The following is a 25,172-nucleotide window of genomic DNA, read 5'->3' as shown; positions in this document are numbered from 1 at the left end:
CGTAAACTGCGAAAATGCCCTACTCGAAAGCTTTTACGCAGGTGAACACATACTCAATGCAGATCTACAAGTATATCAGGAGTTAATTGAGATTTTCCCTGAGCTTGCTGACAGAAGATATAAACCAAGTCCTGCTCGCCCGTTTATCCGCCGCATCGAAGCAGCTCTCATCAGCTAAATGACAAATTGGATCTCGAACCCATGCTGTTCAGCCCCAGCCCGAAAAGGCAACCGAACAAAGCGATGCTTCGCGAACCGTCAAACATCCACGTCCAACTCGTACTTACAATTTAAACACGGATGCTGGCTGACCAATCTAGTCAGCTATTGGCCGGCCAGCTGAATGTCATTCGGGGACGTTAAACCCCCGAATGCAGAACCTACTAGAATCACACAATCACGGTTAAGCATTAGCAACGCGAGCACAACAAGCATGAATACGCCAAGCCATTTCATCCACAGAAAGATCAATACCGAAAGAACAAGAACACCTTGCGTGATAGCAAATCGCAAAAAAGCAGCGCCCTCATCTCCGGCGCGTACTGAAAATGATATTCGGAGATCCTGAATTCAGACAGAATGACCCAGCGCACGTCTTTCGGCTCAAAACCGAGCGCGCTCATCCTGGGGCCGTTCTCTTCATTTTGCGATATATCGAACTGCGCGGCCTGTTGAACTAACGGCATAAACGGCGGGAAATACCATGGTTTGTTGGCGTCGTGTGGAATACCAGTATCAACAACAATGATACCTCGCTGGATACTAATGGCTTGTCAAATTTTGGGACAATGCCGTATTTCCAGTTGATCGTGTTGTTGCCCTCAGCTGAAAGCTTCACCGTCCCAGACCAAGGTCATCATGTCGCGTACAGAAGACTGAAGAACCTGTGTGCCGGTGTAAATTGCCAGGATCTCGTCGCCGAAAGTGGTGAGTCCAGGGGCGAGGCCGCTGATGTTTATCCAGTCGCCCCAGTTGCCCGGGCTCATCATGGTTTCGGGGTCGGTCACGGGATCAGGCTGCACCCAGCCAGCAGCATTCAGGGCCGGCGCGACGTCGAACCGGGCGTTAGTCGTCTCAACCTCTTCGCAGGTCTCGGCGGTACACTGCCAACTCGTCCAGTCCTCAGCGGAAACTCCGGGCGCTGCGGGCGCGGTCGGATCAAAAACCAGCGCACGCACCGCAAAGGTGCCACCCGCCGTCGGGCGCGACACCGAAAGCGGGTCTTGCGCAGGATCAGAGAGTGCAGCCGTCGGCGCAAGCGCAAGTCTGCGACCGACAAGCGCAAGCTGCTCAAGGCCAGGGGCCACCGCGGCCCCGAGCGGTGGTAAAACCCGCAGCGGGGTCAGTACCGGCAGCGCCCCGCCAGAAGCCGCGATCTGCATCAACGCCACCTCGAAGGCCGCGACGAAATCTGATCGCATGGTATAGCCCAGGGCCAAAGTGGCCTGCTGCGGAACTTCGGGTCGCAACTGCGCGCGTTCGGCGAAAAACAGCGGTGGTTGCTGGCCGGGTGGCGGCAGGGTGATCGCGGGACCCGCGATGCCAAGAGCGGCGGCAATCAGGCGTGCGCGCTGTTCTTCTTCACCGTATTCGGTCAACAGATTGATATAGCCCCCGATTTCGGTGATGTTCAGCGGCGGCGGCACTCGGGACGGCGCCACATCGCCGGATATCGCCAGCCGGTGCGCAATGATCTCACGCGCCCTCTGAATCTCGGGTGAATTGGTGGTTTCCAAAAGTTCGATGATGGCCTCGACCAGCGAGTCCTCGACAGGTTCGTCGTTGGCGGCAGGGGGGTTCACGTTGGTGTCCGTCATGACGGCTCTCCTTCCTTACTGCTCACTGCTCTGACGCTGGCTGAATCAACTCGCCATCGGGTCCGAAAAAACTGTCGAGGTTGCGCAACTGATCAACAAAAGCCTCGGCACCATCGCGCGCCGTCGAACTGGGGTCGGATAAGTCTTCGCTAACCTCGGTGAACGCCGACAACATCAAAGCGACAGGCAGGGCGGTATTGGAGGTATTCAACCCGCTGGTGCCCGTAAACAGCCCCGCAAGCACCGAACGCACATATCCCTCCGTGTTCTCCTGACGGCCAGCCAACTCACTGATCGCCGGAGCATTCTCGGCCAGTTGCGCTGCCTGCTGCGGGAAAGCTGCGGATTTCTGGCTGGCCGACTGTTGCTGTTTCTCCTGCTTCTTGGCCTCTTCCTTTTTGTCACTTTCTTGCTTGGCTTGCTTGGCCTTGGCCTCCTCGGCCTGTTTTTCGGCCTTTTTGCCCAACAAGGCGGTGGCCTGCGACACCAGATCGGTCGTCAGCTTGGTTGTGGCGTTGAACGCAGTATCGCGCCCTGTGGCCACGGATTTGCTTTCCTGTTCAAGAAGTTTCTGCAATTCCGCAAGACCGGTCAGATTGGCCCCGCCCTTGGCAAGCTCGGGTGCGGCCTTCAGGATGTCGGCGATGGCCGACGCGCCCGAACCCGGCGCACCGCCTGCACCCAAACCTCCGGCTGCGATGGTCAGATTGGTGGGCGGCGGATTGGTCAGCAGCGCAGAGGGCGCCGTGGCACTCAGCAGGTTGCCCTGTGGCGCAGGGAAGGTCGGCGCCGCCGAAACCGGGGCGGGGATGGGGCTGTCCTGCCAGTTCCAGAACCGCCGGTGGTCGATGGTTTCGCAGGAATTGCAACGCCCCAGCACCGCCTCGCCCAACAGCCCACGGGTCGGGAGCGAGATCTGACGGCGCGGCGGATGAAAGCCCTCGCGGTGGAACCGCAGGATCGCATCCTGAATCTGGCCGCTTGTAAGCCCGGTTTCCTGCGCCAGTTGCGCCGGTATCGAAAAGGGCATGATCATCATGTTGCCGTAGAACCCCAGCACCTTGTTGCCCACCGCTGACAGCAGCGGGATTTCCGAGGCCGCGTCGACCAGCCCGCCCTCGGGCACGCCAAGGGTGAAACGTTCAAGCAAGATCGCCCGTTCCTCGTCGGTCATCCCCACCCAGATCGCACGGGAATAGCTGACGGTGTTGCGCAGAACGTGCTGGTACAAATCCTCGATCAGGCGCAGGTCCTTCTGGGTCAGAACCTCGTCAAAGGCACGCACCGGGATCGGCAGGTTTGGCGACAGCACCGCCTGACCGGCGTCCGAAACGATGTTCTCACCATCGATCCGAGCCGTCACAGTCCCAAGCTGCGGTGGCCCGATCACATCGTCAAACTCAGCCGCCGTAAGCGAAAATTTCAACAGCTTCTCTGGGTCAGTCTGGTCCCAAATATCCTTCATGAGTTCAAGGGAACTCAGGATAGGCGTATCAGGGTCGTCGAACCGATAAGCAAAGCTTCCTGTGCGGCGGGTCAGCTCCACCCGGGCAATGTCGGCCTTGGCAACCGAGGACGGCAACGCAAGGTTGCCGCCGACTTCGGCTAGGGGAAGACGCCGAAGGTTGCGCAGTCCGGCGACAAGCTGGTCTTCGTCGCGGGCACGATGGCCATCGAACGTATCGACATTCATGCTTGGCCCGCTCAGCCGCGTCGGACCGATACGTGCACCGTCCTTGGTGACGATCAAAGCACTTATGTCGTCATTGGGAAAGAACGCGCCGAAGACGCTGAACTTGACGATTAGCTGCGCATTGGGCAGGACGCCCTCGGGCTCGATGGAGCGGTCGGCAATGAAATCCTCAAGCGTACCAAGCGCCCGGCGATACCGCCGCCCCGGCAACGCGCGTCGGAGCGTATCGGCATAGCGGTAAACCGTGCCATACCGTTCGACAAGATCGTCCCGCGTTTCATCACCACGGAGTTTCGCGCTGCTGTTGGCCGCCGACTCGAAAAGCTGACCCACGGGCGCAAACCGGATCAGTTGCATCGGTACAAACGCGACAAGCTGCACCCCATCCACCCGCGTGTCGATCATATAGTCGCGCAGCACCTCGAACCACTGCATCGTGAGTGCATGGCAGTGGTTTCGGTTTGCGATGATTTTGGTGGTCACCGACTGCCTGTCGCTGCGAGTTGCAAGCCGAACCGAGGTACGGGTTGCGCTGCGCTTCAGCCGAGACGAGCGCTCAAGCGCCGAAGAAAAGTTCTCATGTGTCTCGCTCAGAAAATCGCGCGAGGTGTTCTGACTTGAGGAGCTGCTTCCGGAACTGTTCGAGTTGGTCTCGCTGAAACCGCCGCTGAAACCGCCGCTGATCGAGCCGAAGAGCTTGCCTATGCCCTTCCCGATTGGGCCACTACCGCCAAATCCGACACCAAAGCCGCCGCTACGGCCTTTCGAGTCGGTGTGGCTGCGCGTATCGAATTTGCTTTCGCCGCTGATCATCTCATCAAGCGAAGACTCGAACGTGGCATCAAGCGATGTGTCGACGCTCTCGTTGAACTGCTGCTCTTCGGTGACGTCGAGGGATTCGCGCTCGCTCACGCTCAGGCGTTCACGCTGCTCGAAAACGGCGATCTGTTGTTCCTCGCCTGGGGCGAGAGGCAGAGAATAGACCGGTCGGCCAAGCGAAAGGCCCTGATGGATGCCCACCACCCCCATTTTCACCACATAGCCCAGACCGAGCGAGGCCGCCTTGGGCACCCGTTCCGGATCAATCTCTAGATCATCGAAATAATCGCCCACATCAATCGGCTCGTCGATCGGCATCCTGTCCGCAAAGGCCCAGTTGCCGGGGGTCGCACCAAGCGCCGCGATGACATCCGACGCCGAGTATGCCCCGGCGGCAAGGCCGGAACTGGGTACCGAGACGGGTGCAAAGGTGCCGCCCGCCGTGATTTCACGCCGCAATCGAGGAGGTCCGAGTAACGGATCGATCAACCGGAAGAGTACCGAATAGCGATGCCTCGAAACAGTGCCGCCCTGGGTTCGGTATTGATGTGCGCAGTCACCTTCGCCGATCACAAGCGGTGGTTGCTCTGTTCGGAAGTCATCTATGTTCACAACCGCGTCGGTTTCGTCAACCGGAAACAGATCGGAAAGCTGCGCGATCACCGACTGAGGCAAAGCCAGCAAGGTACTTGAAAGCACGGCAAGACCGATCTGCCCATCTAGGGCGTCGATCCGGGCGACATTGAGCGTTGAAACCCCGTTGCGGCCTTGCAGGCGTAGACGCAGACCGTTTTGCGGAACCCGAAGCGGCGGCAGGGCAAGCGAAAAGATGCCGCGCGGGTCGGTCACCGCTTTGCGCGGCGCCCAGGCAAACTCGTCGACACCTTCGTTCGGCCCGAACTCGGGTCGCAGAACCTCGACTTGAATGCGGTCGGCCGGAGTGCCGTCAGGGTTGACCAATTCGCCGGTCAGCGTCGATGGCAGTGTCGGCACCACGCCGGTAAAAAAGCCTTCTAGCTCGTCGTTGAATTGTGCAAGGCGCCGGTACACGGCGGTCGCTGCGAACTGCCGGGCTTCGATGAGTTGGCCGATGGCCCTGTCGCCAAGTTCCACACCCTCGCCGCGACGCAAAGCCCGAAGCCGGGCCTGCTCGGTACCGCGGAGAATTGCCGCCTGGTCCTCCGGATTGGCAGGTCGCCCGGTCGAGCTGGCGACGAAGCGCCCTGGGGGTACTGTCACTTCTGGCGCCGTTACGCGGATGGCCTCGGTGGCCTCGGTGTTACTTGTGCGACCGTTATCAGTGTCGGACATGGCGCCTTCCTCCGCGGGACCCGTTACCGGGCTTGCCGCTGCTTGCTGCGTGGTTGATAAAACCCTCGCACTTCGCTGGAGCGGTAAATATCGTGCAGTTGCAGTATTTATCTCATGCATATGCATGAGGTCGCAACTTAGTGGCGGGTTTCGCTCAACCCTCGCATGAGCATCTGTGGCACGAATCGTGCATTTGTGTTACAATCAACTCACAATTGAAGCTCAAGTGTTTGATTATCTGTAATTTCCGAGTGAGAGCTGGAGACAGCTTGATGATCGTTTCATCCCCCCTTAAGCCGCTCACGTCCCGTGAAAAACAAGTGGCAATCGAGTATTCCAGCGGTCTCAGCTACCGCGGCGTTGCGCGCAAGCTGGGGGTGTCGCCCTCGACCGTGCGCACCCATATTGCCGCCGTCTATCGAAAACTCGGTGTAGTCAACAAGATCGAGCTTGGCGGTGCGATCACACCAATGGCCCCTGTTGTGACAGGGGCGCTGCCACGTCCTAGCATTGCGGTCCTCGATTTTGCGCTGCCGCCAGAAACGGGCCTCTCTCCGGTGCTGTCCGGCTGGATCGCCGACAGCGTCACCTCAGCGCTCTCGCGTTTCCGCAGCCTATGCGTAACACCCCGCTGCGGCATGCAGGTCGCCGTTGCAGATGCGTACGACTGGCGCTCCGCGGCTGCGGCGACAGGTGCCCGTTACCTCGTCTTTGGGCGGGTTGCGCAGGCTGGCACCCGCATACGGGTCGCTGCGGAACTGATCGACGGAACCAGTGGCGCGCTGGTTTGGTCGCGGTGCTATGATCGCAAGGTCTCGGACATGTTTGACTTTTTTGACGAAGTCTCAAGCAGACTTACCGCCGCCATCGCTTTGGAATACGAGGCCAGCGAAATTACGCGAGTGCACGGCTTGATCAGTGAAAACCCAAGCGCGTGGGAACTTTATTGCCATGCCCTGCATTTGTTTTCGCGCCAGATGGCCCGAAGCCATGACGAGGTGATCCGGAAATGCCTATGGGCTCTTGAAAAAGACCGCGCCTTCGCCTCACCCCATATCCTGATATCGCGGTGCCATTTCTACGATGTGATTTCAGCCCGTAGTGCGGACAGGGCAACCAGCACACACAAAGGGCTCGACCACGCCCAACGAGCGATTGCGCTGGACAGCCGTGACGACAACGCCTTCATGCTGCTGGGCTTCAACCTTGGCGCTGCCCGGCGGTTTGACGACGCTGAAGAGGCCATCGCCCGCGGCATCGCCCTCAACCCTTTCAACGGCGGGCTCTATTCCGCCCGAGCGACTGTTACGGCTTTCTCGCCGCGCGGTGATCTGGCCCAGGCCCGGTTCGACGGGCAGACCGCGCTTAAGCTTGGGCTCAACGACCCGGCCTTGTGGACATGCTACACAACGTTGGGCGTTATTGATCTGGCAGACGAAGAGGCCGGTGACACGGAAGCGGCAGTGTGCAACTTGCAGCGCGCAGCAATGTTACCCAATGCCGATTGGCCTGCAGATTTCGCCCTTGCGATGGGCTATGTTGCAATGGGCCGAACCACTTCAGCGTCGCGCCACCTGAGGCAGGCACGAAACAAACTTGGGCACCTGAACGAGCCGGACGTGTGCTGCTGCTTTGGCGATGTTCAAGCCCGCTCGGTCGCGTTTACAAAACTGGCTTCGCGGACCCTGTCCCTCAGGTGAACAGAACCTACTCGCGTGGTGATCGGTGTTCACATGTTGAACGAATACATGAACGAAGCCCGTCCACTCTACGACGGATCTGTTGCAAACTTTTTGCCATTGACGCTCAAGAACACAGAGAGTGAATAGCGGCCGGTGTAATTCAGCCGAAAGTCAGTTCATGATTTCTTTCAAGGGTGCGCAATATCCGAAGGATGTGATCCTATTCGCGGTCTTCTTCTACGTTCGATATGGTGTTTCATACCGTGACTTGGAGGAAATCATGGGTGAGCGCGGTGTTTCGGTGGACCACACTACACTGAACCGCTGGGTGAAGAGATACTCTAGCGCGATTGCTGAGGCCGCGCGTCGCCGAAAAAAATATTGCGATCGTTCTTGGCGAATGGACGAGACCTACATCAAGGTGAAAGGGGCGTGGGTATACCTATACCGAGCTGTCGACAAGCACGGTAAGACGCTTGATTTCATGCTTTCGCAGCGTCGAAACAAACCTGCCGCCACCAAATTCTTTGCCCGGACACTGGAGGTCAGCGGACTCCCGAGAAAGATTGTCATCGACAAAAGCGGAGCTAACACGGCTGGCATCAAGGCGATCAACAAAATGTTGAAAGGCTTTGGTTGCCCGATCCCAATTGAAATGGTCAGGCGGAAATACTTGAACAACTTCTGTCACAGGACCCGAGACGTTGGGCGCAATATTGATCACCGCGCCTTGGACTGATGCCGTGCCTGTGGGTGTTGTATGATTCAATGCCCCGATGACAACCAACGCGATGAGAATGCTGCCACCATAGATGACTGTCTTGGAGACTGCGTTCCATGGTAACAGGCGGAGCTTTGAGAAGACGAGCCAGGCGAGCCCGAAATACAGTGCCAAAACAATCAGCATTTATTGTGCCTCATCAGGTATTCATCATCCAATCAGCTCCGTCGGCAATAGGAAGGCCATTCAGACGGGTTCCATCATTTGGGAGACGATTATTCTAGTTTCTTTCTCGGCATTAGAACGAGAGCTTCGCGCCGACTATGGGTCCGGAGAATGAGATATCACTCACAACATCTGAATTCCCGATATTCCAGTCGAGATGGCGGTATCCAAAACTCAAGCTCCAATTGTTGATCTGGTAGTCGAACGTAACACCCGCCTGCCAAGTTAGATCGCTATCACCCCCGCCGACGTCGGTTATGAATGAAAAGGCCCAACGGTCAGCAAGGGGAAACAGTCCTCGCACACCTACAATGGCATCAGTGTTGGAGATTGACCCTGAAACGCGCTGGGAACCATTGCCAACTGCCAGGTTCGCCGTTGTGTCCATGTCGAGGTAGCGGAAGCCACCAAAACCGACCAACTGACCATCCTGTGTATGCCTGAAGTCATACCCGACGGAGCCGGTAAACACGAAACCAGTAACTTCGGCATCTGCACTAGCAGGGATGCCGGGTCCTACAGCGCTGTCTTGATCTGCGCTTACATCTAGGTACTGAAAATCCCCCAATACCGAGATTGGCCCGTTATTCGCTTCCAGGGCACCCATCAGACCGAAATCAAGGTTATCAAGTAAGTCTGAGAAACTCACGGTCATGCTTTCACCGGTGACCGTGGTACCACCCAATTCAGGCGCCCAGAGATAGATAAACGCGCGGAAGTCCCAGTTATTTTGATCAGCAAGGGATGACCCGGCGATGCAAGTCATGACCGCCGTCAACGCGGTAGTGCTAATGAGCTGTTTCAAACAAATTCTCCATCTTCGTTTAGCAACTAAAGGCCCGGCGACCCAAGATCAGGGCCGCCGGAATTTCGGTCATTGATTGGGAGATTCCTTGCGGACGATGAAGGCATCCACGGCTTCTTGCGTTTCAGGTCGAATGTTCTCAACCCCTTCGTAAGGCATCCCAAATGCGGGAGGTGTGTCCGGGAAATTTTCCTTACGCGCCTTATGCCGGGCCAGAATACGCACGAATTCCTGCCCTCCCCATGCGCCGACTTCTGTCGAAACCGAGTATTCCTCGCGTGTATCATGGTAGAGGTTGTAGAATTTCGCCACGATCGGGTTCTCACCCGGAGGCGGCAGCTTCAGCTTCAGCTGATCCTTTACAATGGCCTTCGGTTTATCATCGGAATAGATGATGACATGGTCACGACGTCCCTTTTGCTCGTCTTCAAACAGGATTGACGCTGTCTGGTCCACTCCATCTACAAGCCGGTCACGTGGGATATACTGATCAGCCTCCGCGAAGCGCGCCAGCGTTGTATAGATATCAGAGACATGGATGATGCTGTTCAGCATGCTGTCGGCTTCAATCATTCCAGGCCAGCGTATAAAGGCGTCTGTACGTACACCCCCTTCGGTCGTATCGGATTTGCCTCCACGGAAAATCATTGGGGTATAGCCGGATTGCGGAGAATACTTGGTGAAATGGCCGTTGTCGCCCATCACCACCACGATGGTGTTATCAGCGATGCCCAGCGTCTCCATTCCATCAAACATGTCGCCCAGCCAACGGTCGACCAGCTGCATCTTGTCTGCATAAAGGCCACCATTCGGCGACTGCGGCCCTTCTCGACCGGTTCGCGTGTTGTCGAGCGGCAGCATCGGCCAGTATTGCAGGAAGAATGGCTCTTCCCCGCCTGCAAGCCGGGACAACTCTTCCATCATTTTGTCCTGGAACGCCTGGTTCATTTCACCATATTTGGCGGCATTCCATCGCTCCCCTTCTTCCATCCGAATCTCACGGATCGGGCCTCCGGCTTCGCCTTCGATGACGGTCATCATGTGCGATGCGTCAGGCCGAAAGAATGCGTCCAAGGTGTATGTGGGCAAGTAGTCATTGTTCGCGACCGACACGCCCTCTTTGATGGCGTCGTCATTGAAAATCGTAAGCTGACCTTGCTGGTGCACCGCCATCTGGGCATAGTCAAAGCCCTGGTTCATGGCCCAACTCTCTGCAATGTCACCCATGTGCCACTTGCCAACGTGACTGGTTGCATATCCGGCCTGTTTCAGAACTTCCGGCAGGATAACCTCATCACCCGGTAGGCCAAAGCCCGCGATATCAACCGCAGTGTCGCCCATTCCCATACGGACCGGTAACCGGCCAGTCATCTGTGCAACACGGGTTGGGGTGCAGGACGGCTCGGTGTACATGCGCACCAGACGCATCGCTTCGTCCGAGAAATCGTTTATGTTTGGCGTTTCATATCCACGCAGAGCATTCAATTCTGGGATGCCCATATCGCCAAAGCCCAGGTCATCAATCAGAACACTTATGATATTTGGCGCTTTGCCGCCATTCGCTTCGCGAAAGCTTGCCAGCGCATCATCAACGGCAGCATCATCCTCAGCCCACTGTGCGCTGCGTTGCGATTGCAGGATGTAATACTCAGCGTCATGATTGATAGGCGCTTCCTGTGCCAGCAATGGCTGAGCAGCAAGCACCAGAGGCGCGATTGCCAGTTTCGTCAGTTTCATTTTCACTCCGTTGTTTTTGCCTTCAAGTGGTTCAGGGCCGTTTCAGGGCCTCGAATTCACAAAGTGCATTAGAAGCTCGTCTTTAAGGCCGGTGAGACAGTCACTTACGTGCGGATCTGTCGGGTGCGCAGAAATGGCCAGCGCGTTTATCTCGACAAAGTCACGGCACATTTCGGCAAAGCTTTCATCATGCGTGAACAGTGTGCTCACCCGGTCGAAATCACCCGCGAAACATTCGGACAAACCTGCTTCCCAAAGCGCCTCAATATCCAATGCGGTCCTCCCCTGTTCCCGCCTGGATTTTGACTAACGCTGAATGACAATTAGATATATGATTTCACGGCATGTAACGGTTACATGTGGGGGGTAACCGACCGAAAACACGTCGAAACGTGCCGATTGAGGGGGGAGGCTCGTGATGGAAGAAAACTCTCAGTATCTTCCAGAAAGGCAAGAAATACTCGATGCGTTGGAACGCGTGTTGTCCAGCAAGGAATTTTCTGGGGCCGACCGCCTGCGTGAATTCCTGAGCTATGTGGTTACCGAAAGCGTTGAGGGGCGAGGCGATAAGATCCTAGGCAAGCGGATTGCTCAGGATGTTTATGAACGACGATCGGAAGAAGATATCGCCACAGCCAATGTCGTGCGTGTCGATGCAGGGCGCCTGAGGCGCAGGTTGAGTGCCTACTATTCCGAAGAAGGTGCAGCAGATCCGCTGCGCATTGAAATTGCCAAAGGCGGGTATTCTCCACAGTTCGAAAGAGTCGTGCGGACTACCACGCAGCCAGAAGAGGCGTCTCCCAAACGCCGCATCGCGCTTGTTGCTGGGATTGTTGCCGTGGGGCTTCTTGCTCCAGCGGCTGTTTTCCTCGGGACACGGAACGACGAAACTGCACCGCTGAAACTTGCTGATGACGTTCAACGCCAAAAGGTTGAGCGCTCGGTTCTGTTCGAAATGTCTCCGACCGCATTACAGGCAAAGAATCTGGCAGAAGAAGCGCAAACGATGCTCTTCCCTGCTACCCAGCCAACGCGGCTGCAGGCCGGGCTCACTTTGTTTGAAAGAGCAATAGAATTGAGCCCCGACTACTTCGGGGGCTATGCTGGTGCGGCTCAAGCGGCGGCAATGTTTGGCGGACTTGCACCAGATGGGCCTCAACGAGAAGAGATGTTGGCGAAAGCCCGTTACTATGCTGAAGAAGCCCTACGTCTTGCCCCATCGGAAGCCTGGAGCCAATCGGCCATGGGACTTCTATTGATGTTCGAGAGGAGGTTTGACGAAGCCAACCGGTATTCCACACGGGCCGTCGAGCTTGACCCAAATGACCTCATCGTTCGTGAGTTTGACGCGATCATCGCCTTTTTCTCAGGAGATTTTGAAAGGGCCGTCGTAAGTGCTGATCCCGCAATTCATGCAGGTCGAACCGGATCTCGCTTTCCATGGCGCAATGTACTGGGAAATGCCTGTTTCTATTTGGGTGACTACCAGAATTCCATAGACCACCTTTTGGAGGCGGCGGCTTCCGGCGAGCCTGTGAGCGAGATCAATACGGCCCATCTTATTGCCTCGTTGCAAGCCGCAGGCCGCACCGAGGAAGCTCGCAAACACATGACCGAATACGAAGAAGCCTGGCCAAACAGCCGGATCGAAGAATTCATGTACAAGCTCTTTCGCAATCCGGAAGAGGCTGAAAACTTGATGACACAGCTTAGGCAGGCAGGGTGGCAGTCTTGATGTGACGTGGCCGGGCTACTGAGATTTGCGCCAGTCAAGGGCGGGATAGTGCGTCAGAGCAGCTGCAGTTCGCGGCAAATAAACCTGTCACCAGAATAACAATACTATCGATCTGATCAATTTGCGCATCAAACCGTGAATCGGGTAATACGTCGGTAGCAGTTCGACTGTCTTTGGTTGCCCAACCGCCAACAAATTTCGTGCTTACGTTTCTAGTTCTCTGGCTTTCAATTGGCCTGTCTCATTGCGTTACCAAGGTCTTCCCCGTATTGCGGATTTGCAAAAAGCTTCTCAAACAGCGCATCCACGCGACTGTCAGGCCACTCGCGTGAGAGTTGTTCCGATAGAGTCCTAGCTTCAGCCTTATTTCCCATCATCTGATGTGACGCAATTAGATAAGCAACGGATACTGGTCCGACTGGGCCTCCTTTTTCCGTCACTCGTTCAAAGGCTGACACGGCGCCTTCATAGTCCTTCATATGAAACTTTGCTGACCCCATAGCGTTCTGAAAAACGTAACCCCGTTCCAGCTCGATTTTTGAAAGCGCATCCTCGCTAATTGCGATAACTTGTTCAAACGAACCGGAATACAGCAGGACCAGCGACACGAATTCCAGCACATGTACGTCGTGTGGTGCCAAACGCTGCGCTCTTTGCGCAAATTCCATGGCCTCTGGCCAGTTTCCTTTGGCGAACTCGACCCAGGCCATTGCGGACTGGCTCCAACCCGTTTCAGGGGCCAACGCGATGGCCCTGTTGGCCTGAGTGTCTGCATAGTTCAACATGTCCCGCGCCAGATCGGTATCGGATGTAAGCACAGCAATTGTCGCAGCGACCTGCGCAGCGCCTGCATGACCGCCGAAATAGCTGTCGTCGTTTTCAATTGCTCCCTTAAATATGGTTAAGGCCGCGTCAAGACGCGCAGGTTCCAAGGCCGGGAAGATCAGATCACGACCAGTATTGGCCAGATTTACAGCCTGAAGACGCATTGGGGATGCATCAAAAATGGCGCCGCGCTCGTCATGACTCAGGCCATCAACTGGCGAGCCGACTGGGTCGGCTAGTCTTGTCGACAACAAAACAACAGCAACAACAAAACAGGCTAGAACGAAAAGGCCGGCAACTCCAACGAAGGGGCGACGCCAAGTGTTTGCTCCGGTTTCCGGCTCAGCCAGAGGAGGTTCATTCGTCTCGGGCGACCTGACCAGAATCTCTGGAGCATAGCCGCCCTTTGGCAGGTCGAATATCGTGCCCTCTTCATGACCATCTCCGGCATAGTATTCGGCAAGCTTGCGACGCAGGCGACCAGCATCGACCCGAACAACGTTTTCACGGCGTGACATCTCTGACAGGGTCCCACCATAAACATCCATGGCGATGGTCTTGGCACGAATATCATCGGCCCGACCGTTGAGCGATTCCTCGACCACATACGTCAGAAAGTCCTGCAATCGCTGCGAACCCGCGAAAGTCGAAGAACTGACAAGCCGCTGAAGTGCCGCCCGCACATCTTTGGGAGCAGGTGACCCGCCCTCATTCAGTGCAGTAGATGTGTCTTTGGTTAAATCCATATTTTCAGTAAGTTACGCATTAGATTACACCGTATTATGCCCCGATAAACCTTTTGTGAGAAGTGAATTCGGCGAAAACTCAGGGAAGTCTGCTGATCAATCGAATGAGTCATCGCAATTGGAACGTTACGCCTTTGATACCCTGTTTTCCGATCACCAATCCGCAATTGCGGATTTACGGCGCGCGGATACGGAATTCGATGAGATCTGCCGCGACTATCAGCTTCTTTGTGACGAGTTTCTGTCAATGAACACAGAGCCAGGAAGCCACTCGTACCAATTCGCCCGCGATATCCGCGATACCCTGGATGGTCTCCGGGATGAAATCGTCCAATCGCTGCGGCGCGCAGGAAAGATGTAATCCATAGGGGAAGGGATACCGATGAGATCATTATTGAAACATGCCTCAGCCATGGTGCTGATGGCAGGCGCGGGTTTTGCCCAGGATGCGCCCATCATCCATGATGGAGAGTTTGAGTTCTTGCGCGCACAGTTTGGCGAGCAATGGGATGCGCAGGACACCGAGATTGAGGCGAAACTTGCCGAGATCCGCGACGCCAATGGCGGCCAGCCGCCCAATATCCTGTATATCCTGATCGACGATGTCAGCTTCGGTCAAATGGGTAACCGGACGATGAACTACGTCACCGGTTTCGATACGCCCAACATCAACGACTTTGCCACCGAAGGCATGTCCTTGATGAGGATGTATACTGAGCCATCCTGCACACCGACACGAACGGCCATGTTGACCGGTCGTCATCCGGTGCGCGCCGGCGTTGAAGAGGTCAAAGTTGCGCTGGTTGGCGAAGGTCTTGCAGCTGAAGAAGTCACGATTGCCGAGATCCTGAAGGAAGAAGGATACAACACTGCGCATGTTGGGAAATGGCACCAGGGCGATATTGAGCAGGCCTATCCGCACAATCAGGGGTTTGACTGGGCCGCATTCCCTTTGCATCAGCAAGTACAACTCAGCCTGATGACACGGGATGCAATGGTTGCCAACAATATGCTTGGCTTCCATCCGTCCGGACAGTCCAACCAATTCCAGCTGGATGAGCGATTCAAGCCCTACGGTCTGGTAACCGGCGTTGAAGGGGAAGTAGGCGGCTTGGCTCGCGAAGTCGACATGGCGCCGGGCGAAGAATGGACACAGGCCAAATACGAAGAAATGAACCTGCGCTATCAGCGACAGGCACTGGAACAGCTAGACCGCCTCGCCGCGCAGGACGACCCATTCTTTATGCAATACTGGCCACTCTATCCGCTGAATTTTGCTTATCCGGATCAAGCGGTTTCCCGCAATGGTGGCTTCCATGCCGACAAGTTGCAGGTTCTGGACGGCTGGATCGGTGAGGTTCTGGCTAAGCTGGATGAAACTGGCAAGGCGAACAACACCGTCGTCATGATCATGGCTGACAATGGCTTGATGTATCACTACGAAGGAACGTCCGGTCTGAACCAGTTGATTTATCGCGGCGGCAAGACGCAGCACCTTGAAGGCGGAGTACGAACTGACGCGTTCATCCGCTGGCCCGGCGCTATTGAGCCAGGTAGTGCAGCAGGTGACATCGTGCATGTATCTGACCTGTTCACCACCTTCGCGCGGATCGCAGGCGCAACTGACCGCATCCCCCGCGACCGCGTGATCGACGGCATTGACCAGACTGCGCTGTTATTTGAAGGTGAAGGCAACTCGCGTCGCGACTACGTCTATGTGTACGAAGGGCCCGTGTTGCGTTCAGTCGTGAAGCAAGAGTTCAAAATGCATTTGCCGGCCCCCGGTCAGCCCGGAGCTGCGGCCCCCGTGTTCAATGTCTATCGCGACCCACGTGAAGAACATCCGCTTGTCGGGTATTCATTATGGTCCGGTGCATCATTCCAAGACATGGTGAAGCGGCATGAGAAAACCATTGCAAAGCACCCGCATCTGCCGCTGGGCAAGGGTGTGCCGTATGAAGGTATTGAGAACCTTCGTCCCGAAAGCGAGTTGACCCGAGAAGTCTTCTCCAGCTGGCAATGATGAAGGTAGACGGCGGCGAGAACCTGTCGCCGTCTAACCTGACCATCCAACTTCTCCCAGGTGTATGATGTTACGCAACTTCCATTGTCTTGTTCCTCTGACCTATGCACTGGTCGTGGTAGGCTCTGCTTCCGAAGCTGAGGAAAACGCGTCAAATCCATTGGCTGCGGTTAACAACACCGACATTCGATATCAGTACTTCGATTTGGCTGGGGGTGCAGACCGTCAGGATGCCTTTGTCGATGGTGCATACATGTTACGCCCCGATCTAAAACTAAAATACGAGCTCCACTACAATTCAACGAATGCTACTGGCGAAAGGTTCAACGGGTTCGAAAAGACAAGCTTCAAGCTGATCTACTTTCCCTCACAGAAACCCTTGAATGACACCTGGAGCGTGAAGTCCGCACTTGGTTTGGAGTGGATCCTCGATTTTGGTGACCCCGACGAAGGCATCGGCACCGGGTCGGATCAGATAGCCCCATTTGGTGGGTTCGCATTTGCAAACACTAATACTGGGCTGACTCTGATCCCTCTGGTCCAGCACTTTGCTTCATATAACGGTTCGACCGATGTCAGCCAGACTGCGATGCGCCTTATTGCGCTTCAGCCATTTGGTGACGGGTATTGGGTCAAAGCAGATATCAAAGCTCCATACGATTGGGAAAATGATGCGTGGCCCGCGACCGCAGAATTCCAGATCGGTAAGAACCTCAGCCCTGGAATTGCCCTCTACGCAGATGTGTTGGTCGGTATTGGTGCTGACAGACCCTACGACCAAGGTGCCGGGATAGGTCTCAGATTCAACTACTAACCGCCGCCAATATGCAAGGAAACTCCGATGCTCCATCTCAGATCAATTAGCGCACTCGTATTTCTGACCGGCGTACTATCTATGCCCGGGCTTTCCCGTGCTCAGTCTCTACCTGCGCCAGGTCAAAACGAAACAGGCTGGCGGCATGGAGCCTCATTCTATCTGTTCACACCCCTACGAACCACGGGTACGTCAACCGTGGCTGGACAATCCGCGGATTTGGATCTGGACCTTGGTGACGTCCTGGATGTGCTCGATTTCGCAGCAGCCGGCCGGTACGAGGCATGGAACGGGGATTTTGGCATCATCGCGGATGTAAATTATGTGGGGATCGAACAGGATTCCAATCTGCCTGGCCCTCTGGGTGCCGGGGTAAACGTCGACGTTCGTCAAAAATGGTTTGGTGTGCTTGGGGCTTACCGTATTTCAGATGGCGAATACGGCAGCAGCGGCCAGAGGTATGCAATCGATCTCCAAGGTGGTCTGAGGTACAACTCCATCCGTCAGGAAATCGACATAACTACCCCAGGACCGGGAAATCCACCTACATTGGGCGGAGATCAGGGCTGGATAGAACCAGTCGTCGGCATACGCGGAATGTGGCGGCTAAACCAGAAATGGACTGGGATTGGGTCCTTGGAACTTGGCGGTTTTGGTGCCGGTGGAAATGACCTCCAGATTGGTGTTAATGTTGGTTTCGACTATCAACCTTGGGAGAAGACCGCGTTCACGTTCGGGTATCGTTACTTTAGCGTCGACTATAGCGACACACTAAGTTCCGGTGAATTTGCCTATGACGTAGACCAGCATGGTCCATATATTGGTATCAAGTACTTTTTCTAACGAACGGGTGTGAAACAAATTCCATGAGAAACAATCGAATGGCGGTTAACACGACAACACGCCGTGAACGGACTGCGGTTCGCGAATGCCCGGCAACTCAAAGAGACCAACCAATCCCAAATGAAATCGGCGGATCTCCTACATTGTTGCGTTCGGAGTTTTGTCTGCATCCATGAACATCACTTCCGCTCTACACATCCCGACGTGGTTGCCCTGTGCAAACACGACTACCAACCGGAGAATGGCCGTTATCGCGTACCGGAAAGGCCTGGTCTGGGGCGGGAAATCTCAGACAAAGCAATCAGGGGAGCGTTCATGCACAAACGTGTCGCTTGAACTAGCTGAACTGTAGATATTCAGTCTAACCGAAGGGCTTGCGAAACAGCTGGTTAGACGCAAAATTCAAATACTGCACCAGTTTCTCGTGGTAGAATTACTCGATTGTTGAATCTGAGATTTTGGCGATCTTTTTCAATAGGCTGACGACTTGCTTGCGTTCATCCACTGAAAGCATCTCAAGAGTTTGGTCGTTTACTTGCCGAACGATTTTCGGAAGTTGCATCGCTTTTTCGCGCCCAGCATCTGTCAAAAAAATTAGAAACGAACGACGACTGTCCGGATCGGGCCTTCGTTCAGCGTAGCCAGCTTCGACCAGCGCGTCGATGTTTCGGCTCGTGAAATAGTCCGGGAAATTGAGCTTTTCACCCAAAGCCCTCTGGTTGATCCCATCTTCGTCAGCAAGCAGCATCAAGTTGGCGAAGACCTTTACGTCGACGTCCACTTCCTTCAGCGCGTGCTTCATCCGAGCGTCGATTTCGCGGGCTAAGGTCTGGATCAGAAACCCGAAACTGTTTTCTCGAATGTGCTTTGTGCTTTTCATTTGGGTCATCAGGAATGCGCTCCTGATCATGGCCTTAATCCCTAATCTTGCATCCTGCAAGTGTTGCAGCGATTTTTGCGTTTACAATGGTTGTAAATGCAAGTATTGCGATTACAAGTCAAGCAGCAGGTTGAGCCGGTGTTTATCAGTCGAAATAGCTGAGGTGCCGCGCTCATAGCCAAAATCATGAGGAGTGCGGGCGATGCTCAAGCGGCAGGGTGTTTTGTTGATCTTAGGATTGATCGCAGTTTTCGGACTTCTGCATGTCGTGTTTGCGCCGACGGATCATGACTCGAGAACCACCGCTACGACCTTGCTGGGTGGGGCTGCGTTTCTCCTGATGACGTGCTCGGTAGTGTTGTCCACGCGCGCTCCGGTTCTAGAAGACTGGTTTGGTGGGTTGGATCGAATGTATCAGACCCATAGGGTTGTCGGGGTGCTCGCCGCCCTGTTCGCGCTTGTCCATTTCTTTGGCGTACCAAAGGAGCTTCCGGCGGGCGTTGATCCTTCGCAAAACCCGCTGGTTCCTTCTGCCCCGCTTGGGATGCTGGGACTTATCTTTCTCGTTATTGGTCTGTTCATCGCTTTGAACAGAAAAATTCGATATTCCTTCTGGCGACCCACACATAAGATCATGGCGCTCGTATATGTGCTTGTGATCGGACATTTCTTCACAGCACCTCAGATCTTCTTTGTGCAGTTTAGCCCCTCCGGTTTGCTTCTACTGGCCGCAGCGACGTTTGGTGTGGTTTGCCTGATCTATTCAATTTTCGGGATGAACAAGAGAACTGCGGCACCCTACTCAATCGAGGCCGTCAATGCGCTTGAACGGGCCACCGAGATCGTCCTTAAACCCACAGGGCCGCACCTTGAGTTCAAGCCTGGTCAATTTGCTTTCGTTGAGATTGCAGGCAAAGGGTGGAGCGAGCCTCATCCATTCACAATCTCAAGCGCTCCCCGCGACGGGCACTTGAAGTTCACGATCAAAGTTCTGGGTGACTGGACGCGCAAGGTACGCGAAGAATTGCAGCCCGGTGGTCATGTCAATGTTCGTGGCCCATACGGGCGATTTGACGCGACGAAGGCCGGAGATAAGCAAATCTGGCTGGCTGGTGGCATTGGATTAACTCCGTTTCTTTCAAAAATCCGCGCCATGGAGCCTGGGGATTCTCGACAAATTCATCTGGTTTATGCGGCTCGCGAAGCACAGGATGCGATTTTTCTGGATGAACTTCGTGACCACACTGCCCGTTTCGGGAACGTCACGCTGGTGCCCCTGTTCTCCGACGAGGGGAACTTTGCTCGCGTAGACATGATGAAACAGAAACTGCCCGATCCCTTGAATAGCTATGAGTATTTCATGTGTGGTCCAAAGCCGATGGTGGACGGTTTGATGAAAGACCTCAAATCCGAAGGCGTTCCACGCAGCAAGATTCACACCGAGGCATTTGAGTTCCGTTAATCACCAATTCATCAGGCTGTATTTCCATGAAAAAGCTTCTCTCATTCATCGCTGAGATTGGAACCATCATGTATGTGGGCGGGATTCTATCCCACATTGTAATCGGGGCCATCAACGCACATCCATCTCCCGAAACAGCTGCTGTCATTTACCACTACAAGCTGCAGAGCGCTTACATTCTCATTCTGCCCGGCCTGGGTCTGAAAATCCTGGTCGATCTGATCCTATTCTTTGGCTTTGCAGAACGCGCCTGGTGGATGCGGATCAAACTTGCAATGACGGCCTTTCTGACAGTCAACGCATTCGTTTTTCTGGTCCCGATGATGCCGGAACTGCTGGAGATGGCTAAAGCCTCAATCCCAGATGGCGAACTAAGCAAGGCTTTTCTTGACCGTGAAAACACCGAGAAGCTTGTTGGGATGTCGAACGTAATCCCGTTGGTTACAGAGATGATCATGGGCGCGTTCCGACCGAGGATTTCGAAGGCTGAACGGATGCAGTTGGTCGAACGGGCCTGAACACAACCTCTCAACCCTCAAGACACCGAGGAATAGTCACATGAACTTCCGACCCCTGTTGTTTCTCCCCCCTTTGGCAATTGGCGTGGGTGGGTTCATGTGGCTAACCAATGAAGACGCGCCGGAGGTAACACCTCCGGCCGAAACAGTAACGGTCGTGCACACGATGACGCTGTCCCCAACGTCCGCAGTGCCGAACGCATCCGGGTATGGTCGCGTCACTGCCGTGGACAGCTGGCAAGCAATTTCGCAGGTCGATGGGCGTACAACCTTCGTGTCTCCTGAACTCGAGGTGGGGACAGTTATTTCAAAAAACACGGAAATTTTGCGGGTTGATCCCCGGGACTACGAAATCTCACTAGCGAGGGCGACTGCATCCCGAGACAGCGCCCAAGCTGCATTGGATGAACTGGAAGCGACCGAGCAAAACACGAAGGCTTCGATTGAACTGGAAACCCGCCTTTTGGATGTACGCAGGGTAGAGTTGGCGCGGCAAGAAACTCTGTTGGAACGGGGAAGCGCATCCCAGTCTGTTGTCGATACGGCTATCGGTAATCTACTCGCGCAAGAAAAGATGGTTTTGAATCTCGAAAATGCGCTGCGGTTACTCCCCGCGCAGCGCGCCTCGCTGCAGGCCACGATCGACACCCGTGCTGTCGAAATCGAAGAAGCCGAGCGAGCATTGGCAAACACGACCATTACCACTCCACTCACCGGGCGTGTTGTAGCCAAATCGGTGTCACCGGGACAGTTCATTCGTTTCGGTGGCACCGTAGCCACAATAGAAAGTACTGCCGCATCGGAAGTCACGGCAGAATTCCAAACTCGCGTTCTTGGCAATTTGTTTACAACGCTAAGAGGTATTGAACCCGCCGAGGCGCTGCGAGGTATGGATGTATCTGATGCCTTTGATGTGTTGCAGAGCTTTGACCTTCAAGCAGAAGTGCGTATGTCTGTTGCTGGCGAGGTTTACGCATGGCCAGCTGAGCTTGTTCGGTTTGACGGCAGCGCAGACCCGACAACGGGAACGGTTGGTCTGGTTGTCCGAATAGAAAGCCCAAGCGTACCAAACCCCGACAGACGCGGGCCCCCGCTTTCAAATGGCACCTTTGTTGAAGTCCAAATATCTGCTCCGTCTGCGCTAGAAGCACTGCGTGTCCCGCGCGCAGCTTTGCACACCGATGGACCAGCCCGCTTTGTCTACGTTCTGGACGATCAATCCCGGCTTGAGCGGCGGGAGGTGGAAACTGGGTCGGTTCAGAACGACGAGGTCATTGTTCACAAAGGTCTCGCTGTCGGCGATCAGCTCGTCTTGTCCGACCCCCGACCCGCAGTCATTGGTATGTTGCTGGAGCCTGTTGAGGAATTTACAGGCGAAGAGTCATGATCGCATATTTCACACGGCATCCCGTCGCAGCAAACCTCGCCCTGATCGCTGTCTGTTTAATCGGCCTATCCACACTGCTGGACATGGAGCGTGAAAGCTTCCCGGAATTCACTGCGTCTGAAGTTTCGGTCTCGGTCGAGTTCCCGGGCGCGTCGGCCAGCGATGTGGACGAGCAGATCTGCCTTATTCTCGATGAGGCGCTGGGAGCAGTTAACAATCTGGAAGAGATTGAGTGCCTGTCCGTTGAAAACCTGGCGACGGCCACCCTCACAATGGCGGAGAACGGAGATATCGGGCAATTTTACAACGATATCTCATCAGAAGTCTCCAGTATTAATGATCTACCGTCAGAGGCCGAACTTCCGTCGGTCAGCATTCTTGGTCAAACGGAAGTGATCGCATCTGTAGCGGTTTCGGGCATTGAAGCACATGATGGCCTGATTCAATACGCTGACGCGTTTGCGGAAGAATTGGCCAATTTGCCAATGATCGCGACCGCCGAGGTCACGGGCATATCGGAAGCAGAATACCGTATTTCGTTTGATCAACTGGCATTGCGACGGTTTGGGCTTAGTCCGAAGGACGTTGCTGACGCTGTTGAGGCGCGCAGTTTGCGCGCGCCCTTAGGTACAGTCGCAACGACGGGGCGCGAGATCACCCTGCGCTACTTCGATGCGCGTCGTTCGGCAACCGACCTGGAAAACTTGGTTCTGGTGGAGACGCCGGAAGGCGGGATCGTGCGTCTGGTAGATGTGGCTGAGGTCACATTGTTTGAAGCCGCACCAGAGCAGCAGTCTTTTATTGACGGGGACCGCGCCGCAATCATTCAGGTCAGCAAACGCAAAACCGATGACGCAATTAAGGCCTTTGCACAGGTTTCTGACAAAATTAAGCAAGAAGAAATGCGGTATCCTGCGCCGTTTCGAATTACGGTCGTCAACAATTTGACCGAAACCGTTGAGACCCAGATCAATCTGGTTCTAGGCAATGCTATCCAGAGTTTACTGCTCGTGGTTTTGGTCATGTGCCTGTTTTTTTCCGTGTCCGAAGCGATCTGGATTTCATTCTCGCTGCCGTTTTCGTTCCTCGGTGGTATTTTCCTCATGGGTCTGGTCGGGGTGACGATCAACACGATCTCTTTGATCGGATTGCTGATGGCAATCGGTCTGATCATGGATGACAGCATTGTCATAGCGGACAATATCGCGAAATGGCGCCAGAAGCTGGGGCCTAAAGAAGCTGCCATCAAAGGCGCTACGGAAGTTATGCCAGGTGTGCTGTCATCCTTTCTGACCACTGCGTGCGTGTTTGGCCCGTTGATGTTTCTTTCTGGTGAAACCGGAAAAGTGCTTCAGGTGATCCCGATCGTGTTACTGCTGACGATGATCACAAGTCTGATTGAGGCATTTCTGATCCTTCCTCATCATATGGCTCATACACGTGCCGATGCGGTAAAAAATGCCCGGCGTTCTGTACCACGCTTGTTGGATCGCTCGCGCGATGGGTTCTTCATTCCAGTCGCTTCGGCTCTGCTACGATGGCGGTACGCGACCTTGGGATCGGTTTTTGCGATCCTAATCCTGAGCATCGGAATGTTGGCATCCGGGCTAGTTAAAGTCGTCGGCTTTCCAGAGACCGAAGGTGACACGATTGAGGCGCGAATCGCCTTGGCTTCTGGTTTACCCATCGAGCGCACTCAGAATGCTGTGGCGCAACTGATTTCGGGTCTGCAGCAAGTAGACACGGAGCTGACGCCTGGAACCGAAGAGGCTCAGCCTCTAGTCGAGCGTATTCTGGTTCAGTATTCGGTCAATCAGGACGTCAAAGACAATGGTGCCTATACGGCTACTGTTACCGCAGATTTGCTTGAAAGCGCTTTGCGCAACGTCGCTGCAAATGACGTACTGGCCCATTGGAAACAAGCTAAGGGACCTCTGCCGGATCTGGTTCAAAGCAATTTCACGCAGATCGCGGCTGGCCCCGGCGGAGACGATCTGGACGTGGAACTCGCCTCGCATGATCTTGAGAATTTGGAGGCTGCGACCAATGAGTTACTTAAAAGGCTGATCGCTCGAGATGACGTGACCGAAGCCTATCAGGATTTTTCGAAGGGCCGATCTGAGATCCGACTTTCGCTGACGGAGTTCGGCTATGTCACCGGATTGACCCCACAGGGCGTAAGTGCGCAACTACGGGCTGCGTTTTCGGGAACCGAGACAGATAGCTTCCGCCAACAGTTTTCAGATGTCGCAATCCGCGTTGAGCTTGGCGACTCAGTACCAACACTTGCCGATCTGGAGCAGTTCCCAATTACAATCCCAACCGGTGAGCAAGTGGCACTATCGGGCGTTGCCAACATTGAACTTACTCAAGCCTACGCGCAGATCACCAGAAAGAACGGGCAAGCCATTTCCCGAATTATTGGAAAGATCGACCGCCGAGCGACTACTTCAACCGCTGTCTCGGCCCTCGTCACAGACCAAATCGGGCCTGATTTGCAACAATCGTACCCCGATGTCTCGATAGGTATCGGGGGTGCCACGGAGGAGCAGCAGAAGACGCAGGCCTCGATTTCTACTGCGCTGCTAACGGGCCTTGTCGGTGTCTATCTGATCCTCGCCTTTCAGTTCCACAGCTACACCCTGCCGTTCATGATTATGCTCAGCATTCCTTTTGCGTTAATCGGGACCATTTTTGGGCATTTTGCTCTCGGTATCGACATCTCAATGCCGAGCTTCATCGGCTTTGCTTCGTTAGCGGGTATCGTAGTGAATAATGCTATCTTGTTCCTGACGTTTTTTGAATCAGAGATCGAGGATGGCGATTATCTGAACGCAGCGATTGACGCGGTTCGCCATAGGTTCCGTCCCGTGGTTTTGTCCTTTGCAACAACCTTCGCCGGTTTGATGCCTATGCTGTTTGAAACCAGCCCACAGGCTCAGGTCCTTGTCCCATTGGTGGCGGCGGTAGCTTTTGGTCTGCTGGCCTCAACACTGCTCGTGATCTTCGTCTTCCCAACTGTGATTGGGATCTATTTCGACTTTGTCGATGTCAGAAAGTGGCGTGCAAATCGACAGGGCCACAAGAATAACAGTTCAACACTGGAGCCCGCCTAACGTTCTATTGGCC

At 54.9% G+C, this 25,172-nt stretch carries 18 protein-coding genes and 1 pseudogene; 11 read left to right on the top strand and 8 right to left on the bottom strand.

Annotated features, from left to right (window positions below; all coding sequences use genetic code 11):
* Positions 1–467 precede the first annotated feature (467 nt).
* The 3 genes from ACR0K1_RS20155 to ACR0K1_RS20145 all read right to left on the bottom strand — a co-directional run bounded on the left by ACR0K1_RS20155 (position 468) and on the right by ACR0K1_RS20145 (position 5,640).
* Positions 468–686: a hypothetical protein gene (locus ACR0K1_RS20155; protein ID WP_480851741.1), complete on the bottom strand. Its 219-nt coding sequence runs from the start codon at positions 684–686 to the stop codon at positions 468–470.
* Positions 687–821: 135 nt separating this feature from the next.
* Positions 822–1,817 (bottom strand): hypothetical protein, encoded by a 996-nt coding sequence (locus ACR0K1_RS20150; RefSeq protein ID WP_480851740.1) that lies wholly within the window; start codon positions 1,815–1,817, stop codon positions 822–824.
* A 22-nt stretch (positions 1,818–1,839) separates the two neighbouring features.
* Positions 1,840–5,640, bottom strand: coding sequence for a hypothetical protein (locus ACR0K1_RS20145; RefSeq protein WP_480851738.1), 3,801 nt, complete (start codon positions 5,638–5,640; stop codon positions 1,840–1,842).
* Between the two features lie 272 nt (positions 5,641–5,912).
* On the opposite strand from ACR0K1_RS20145, the gene ACR0K1_RS20140 reads away from it, so the two are divergent.
* Positions 5,913–7,340, top strand: a complete 1,428-nt coding sequence (locus ACR0K1_RS20140; protein WP_480851736.1) for a LuxR C-terminal-related transcriptional regulator — start codon at positions 5,913–5,915, stop codon at positions 7,338–7,340.
* Between the two features lie 160 nt (positions 7,341–7,500).
* Positions 7,501–8,004: pseudogene (locus tag ACR0K1_RS20135) on the top strand (IS6 family transposase); the annotation flags it as partial.
* Between the two features lie 337 nt (positions 8,005–8,341).
* Here the strand turns inward: ACR0K1_RS20135 and ACR0K1_RS20130 are convergent.
* The 3 genes from ACR0K1_RS20130 to ACR0K1_RS20120 all read right to left on the bottom strand — a co-directional run bounded on the left by ACR0K1_RS20130 (position 8,342) and on the right by ACR0K1_RS20120 (position 11,083).
* A complete protein-coding gene (locus ACR0K1_RS20130; protein ID WP_480851734.1) occupies positions 8,342–9,073 on the bottom strand; it encodes an outer membrane protein in 732 nt (243 codons plus the stop codon).
* A 69-nt stretch (positions 9,074–9,142) separates the two neighbouring features.
* Complete coding sequence (locus tag ACR0K1_RS20125) at positions 9,143–10,810, bottom strand: sulfatase-like hydrolase/transferase (protein WP_480851732.1); 1,668 nt, start codon at positions 10,808–10,810, stop codon at positions 9,143–9,145.
* A 42-nt stretch (positions 10,811–10,852) separates the two neighbouring features.
* On the bottom strand, positions 10,853–11,083 hold the full coding sequence (locus tag ACR0K1_RS20120; RefSeq protein WP_480851730.1) for a hypothetical protein: 231 nt from the start codon (positions 11,081–11,083) through the stop codon (positions 10,853–10,855).
* A gap of 145 nt (positions 11,084–11,228) precedes the next feature.
* On the opposite strand from ACR0K1_RS20120, the gene ACR0K1_RS20115 reads away from it, so the two are divergent.
* Positions 11,229–12,545, top strand: coding sequence for a tetratricopeptide repeat protein (locus tag ACR0K1_RS20115; protein WP_480851729.1), 1,317 nt, complete (start codon positions 11,229–11,231; stop codon positions 12,543–12,545).
* 227 nt (positions 12,546–12,772) lie between these two features.
* Here the strand turns inward: ACR0K1_RS20115 and ACR0K1_RS20110 are convergent, their stop codons facing one another.
* Complete coding sequence (locus ACR0K1_RS20110; RefSeq protein ID WP_480851727.1) at positions 12,773–14,116, bottom strand: tetratricopeptide repeat protein; 1,344 nt, start codon at positions 14,114–14,116, stop codon at positions 12,773–12,775.
* A gap of 55 nt (positions 14,117–14,171) precedes the next feature.
* Between ACR0K1_RS20110 and ACR0K1_RS20105 the strand changes: the two genes are divergently transcribed.
* The 4 genes from ACR0K1_RS20105 to ACR0K1_RS20090 all read left to right on the top strand — a co-directional run bounded on the left by ACR0K1_RS20105 (position 14,172) and on the right by ACR0K1_RS20090 (position 17,796).
* Entirely contained in the window at positions 14,172–14,477 is a 306-nt protein-coding gene (locus ACR0K1_RS20105) for a hypothetical protein (protein WP_480851725.1), read from the top strand.
* 33 nt (positions 14,478–14,510) lie between these two features.
* Complete coding sequence (locus ACR0K1_RS20100) at positions 14,511–16,139, top strand: sulfatase-like hydrolase/transferase (RefSeq protein WP_480851723.1); 1,629 nt, start codon at positions 14,511–14,513, stop codon at positions 16,137–16,139.
* 67 nt (positions 16,140–16,206) lie between these two features.
* The gene (locus ACR0K1_RS20095) at positions 16,207–16,953 is read left to right on the top strand and encodes a hypothetical protein (RefSeq protein ID WP_480851721.1); all 747 of its coding nucleotides are present in this window, start codon (positions 16,207–16,209) and stop codon (positions 16,951–16,953) included.
* Positions 16,954–17,151: 198 nt separating this feature from the next.
* Entirely contained in the window at positions 17,152–17,796 is a 645-nt protein-coding gene (locus tag ACR0K1_RS20090; protein ID WP_480851720.1) for a hypothetical protein, read from the top strand.
* 433 nt (positions 17,797–18,229) lie between these two features.
* Here ACR0K1_RS20090 and ACR0K1_RS20085 read toward each other — a convergent pair whose 3' ends face one another.
* Complete coding sequence (locus ACR0K1_RS20085; protein ID WP_480851718.1) at positions 18,230–18,685, bottom strand: MarR family winged helix-turn-helix transcriptional regulator; 456 nt, start codon at positions 18,683–18,685, stop codon at positions 18,230–18,232.
* A gap of 193 nt (positions 18,686–18,878) precedes the next feature.
* Here ACR0K1_RS20085 and ACR0K1_RS20080 point away from each other — a divergent pair, with 193 nt between their 5' ends.
* From ACR0K1_RS20080 to ACR0K1_RS20065, 4 genes are read left to right on the top strand one after another with little or no spacing between them, the layout of a single operon-like run.
* A complete protein-coding gene (locus ACR0K1_RS20080; RefSeq protein WP_480851716.1) occupies positions 18,879–20,138 on the top strand; it encodes a ferredoxin reductase family protein in 1,260 nt (419 codons plus the stop codon).
* A gap of 26 nt (positions 20,139–20,164) precedes the next feature.
* A complete protein-coding gene (locus ACR0K1_RS20075; RefSeq protein WP_170624879.1) occupies positions 20,165–20,656 on the top strand; it encodes an enoyl-CoA hydratase in 492 nt (163 codons plus the stop codon).
* Positions 20,657–20,696: 40 nt separating this feature from the next.
* Complete coding sequence (locus ACR0K1_RS20070) at positions 20,697–22,043, top strand: efflux RND transporter periplasmic adaptor subunit (protein ID WP_480851714.1); 1,347 nt, start codon at positions 20,697–20,699, stop codon at positions 22,041–22,043.
* Entirely contained in the window at positions 22,040–25,159 is a 3,120-nt protein-coding gene (locus ACR0K1_RS20065) for an efflux RND transporter permease subunit (protein ID WP_480851713.1), read from the top strand. The genes ACR0K1_RS20070 and ACR0K1_RS20065 overlap by 4 nt, the downstream gene beginning before the upstream one ends.
* The last annotated feature ends 13 nt before the right edge of the window (positions 25,160–25,172 follow it).

The organism is Ruegeria sp. F5, assembly GCF_056533845.1.
Note: the sequence above shows the minus strand (reverse complement) of the source record. Positions and strands in the feature narration are given on the sequence as shown.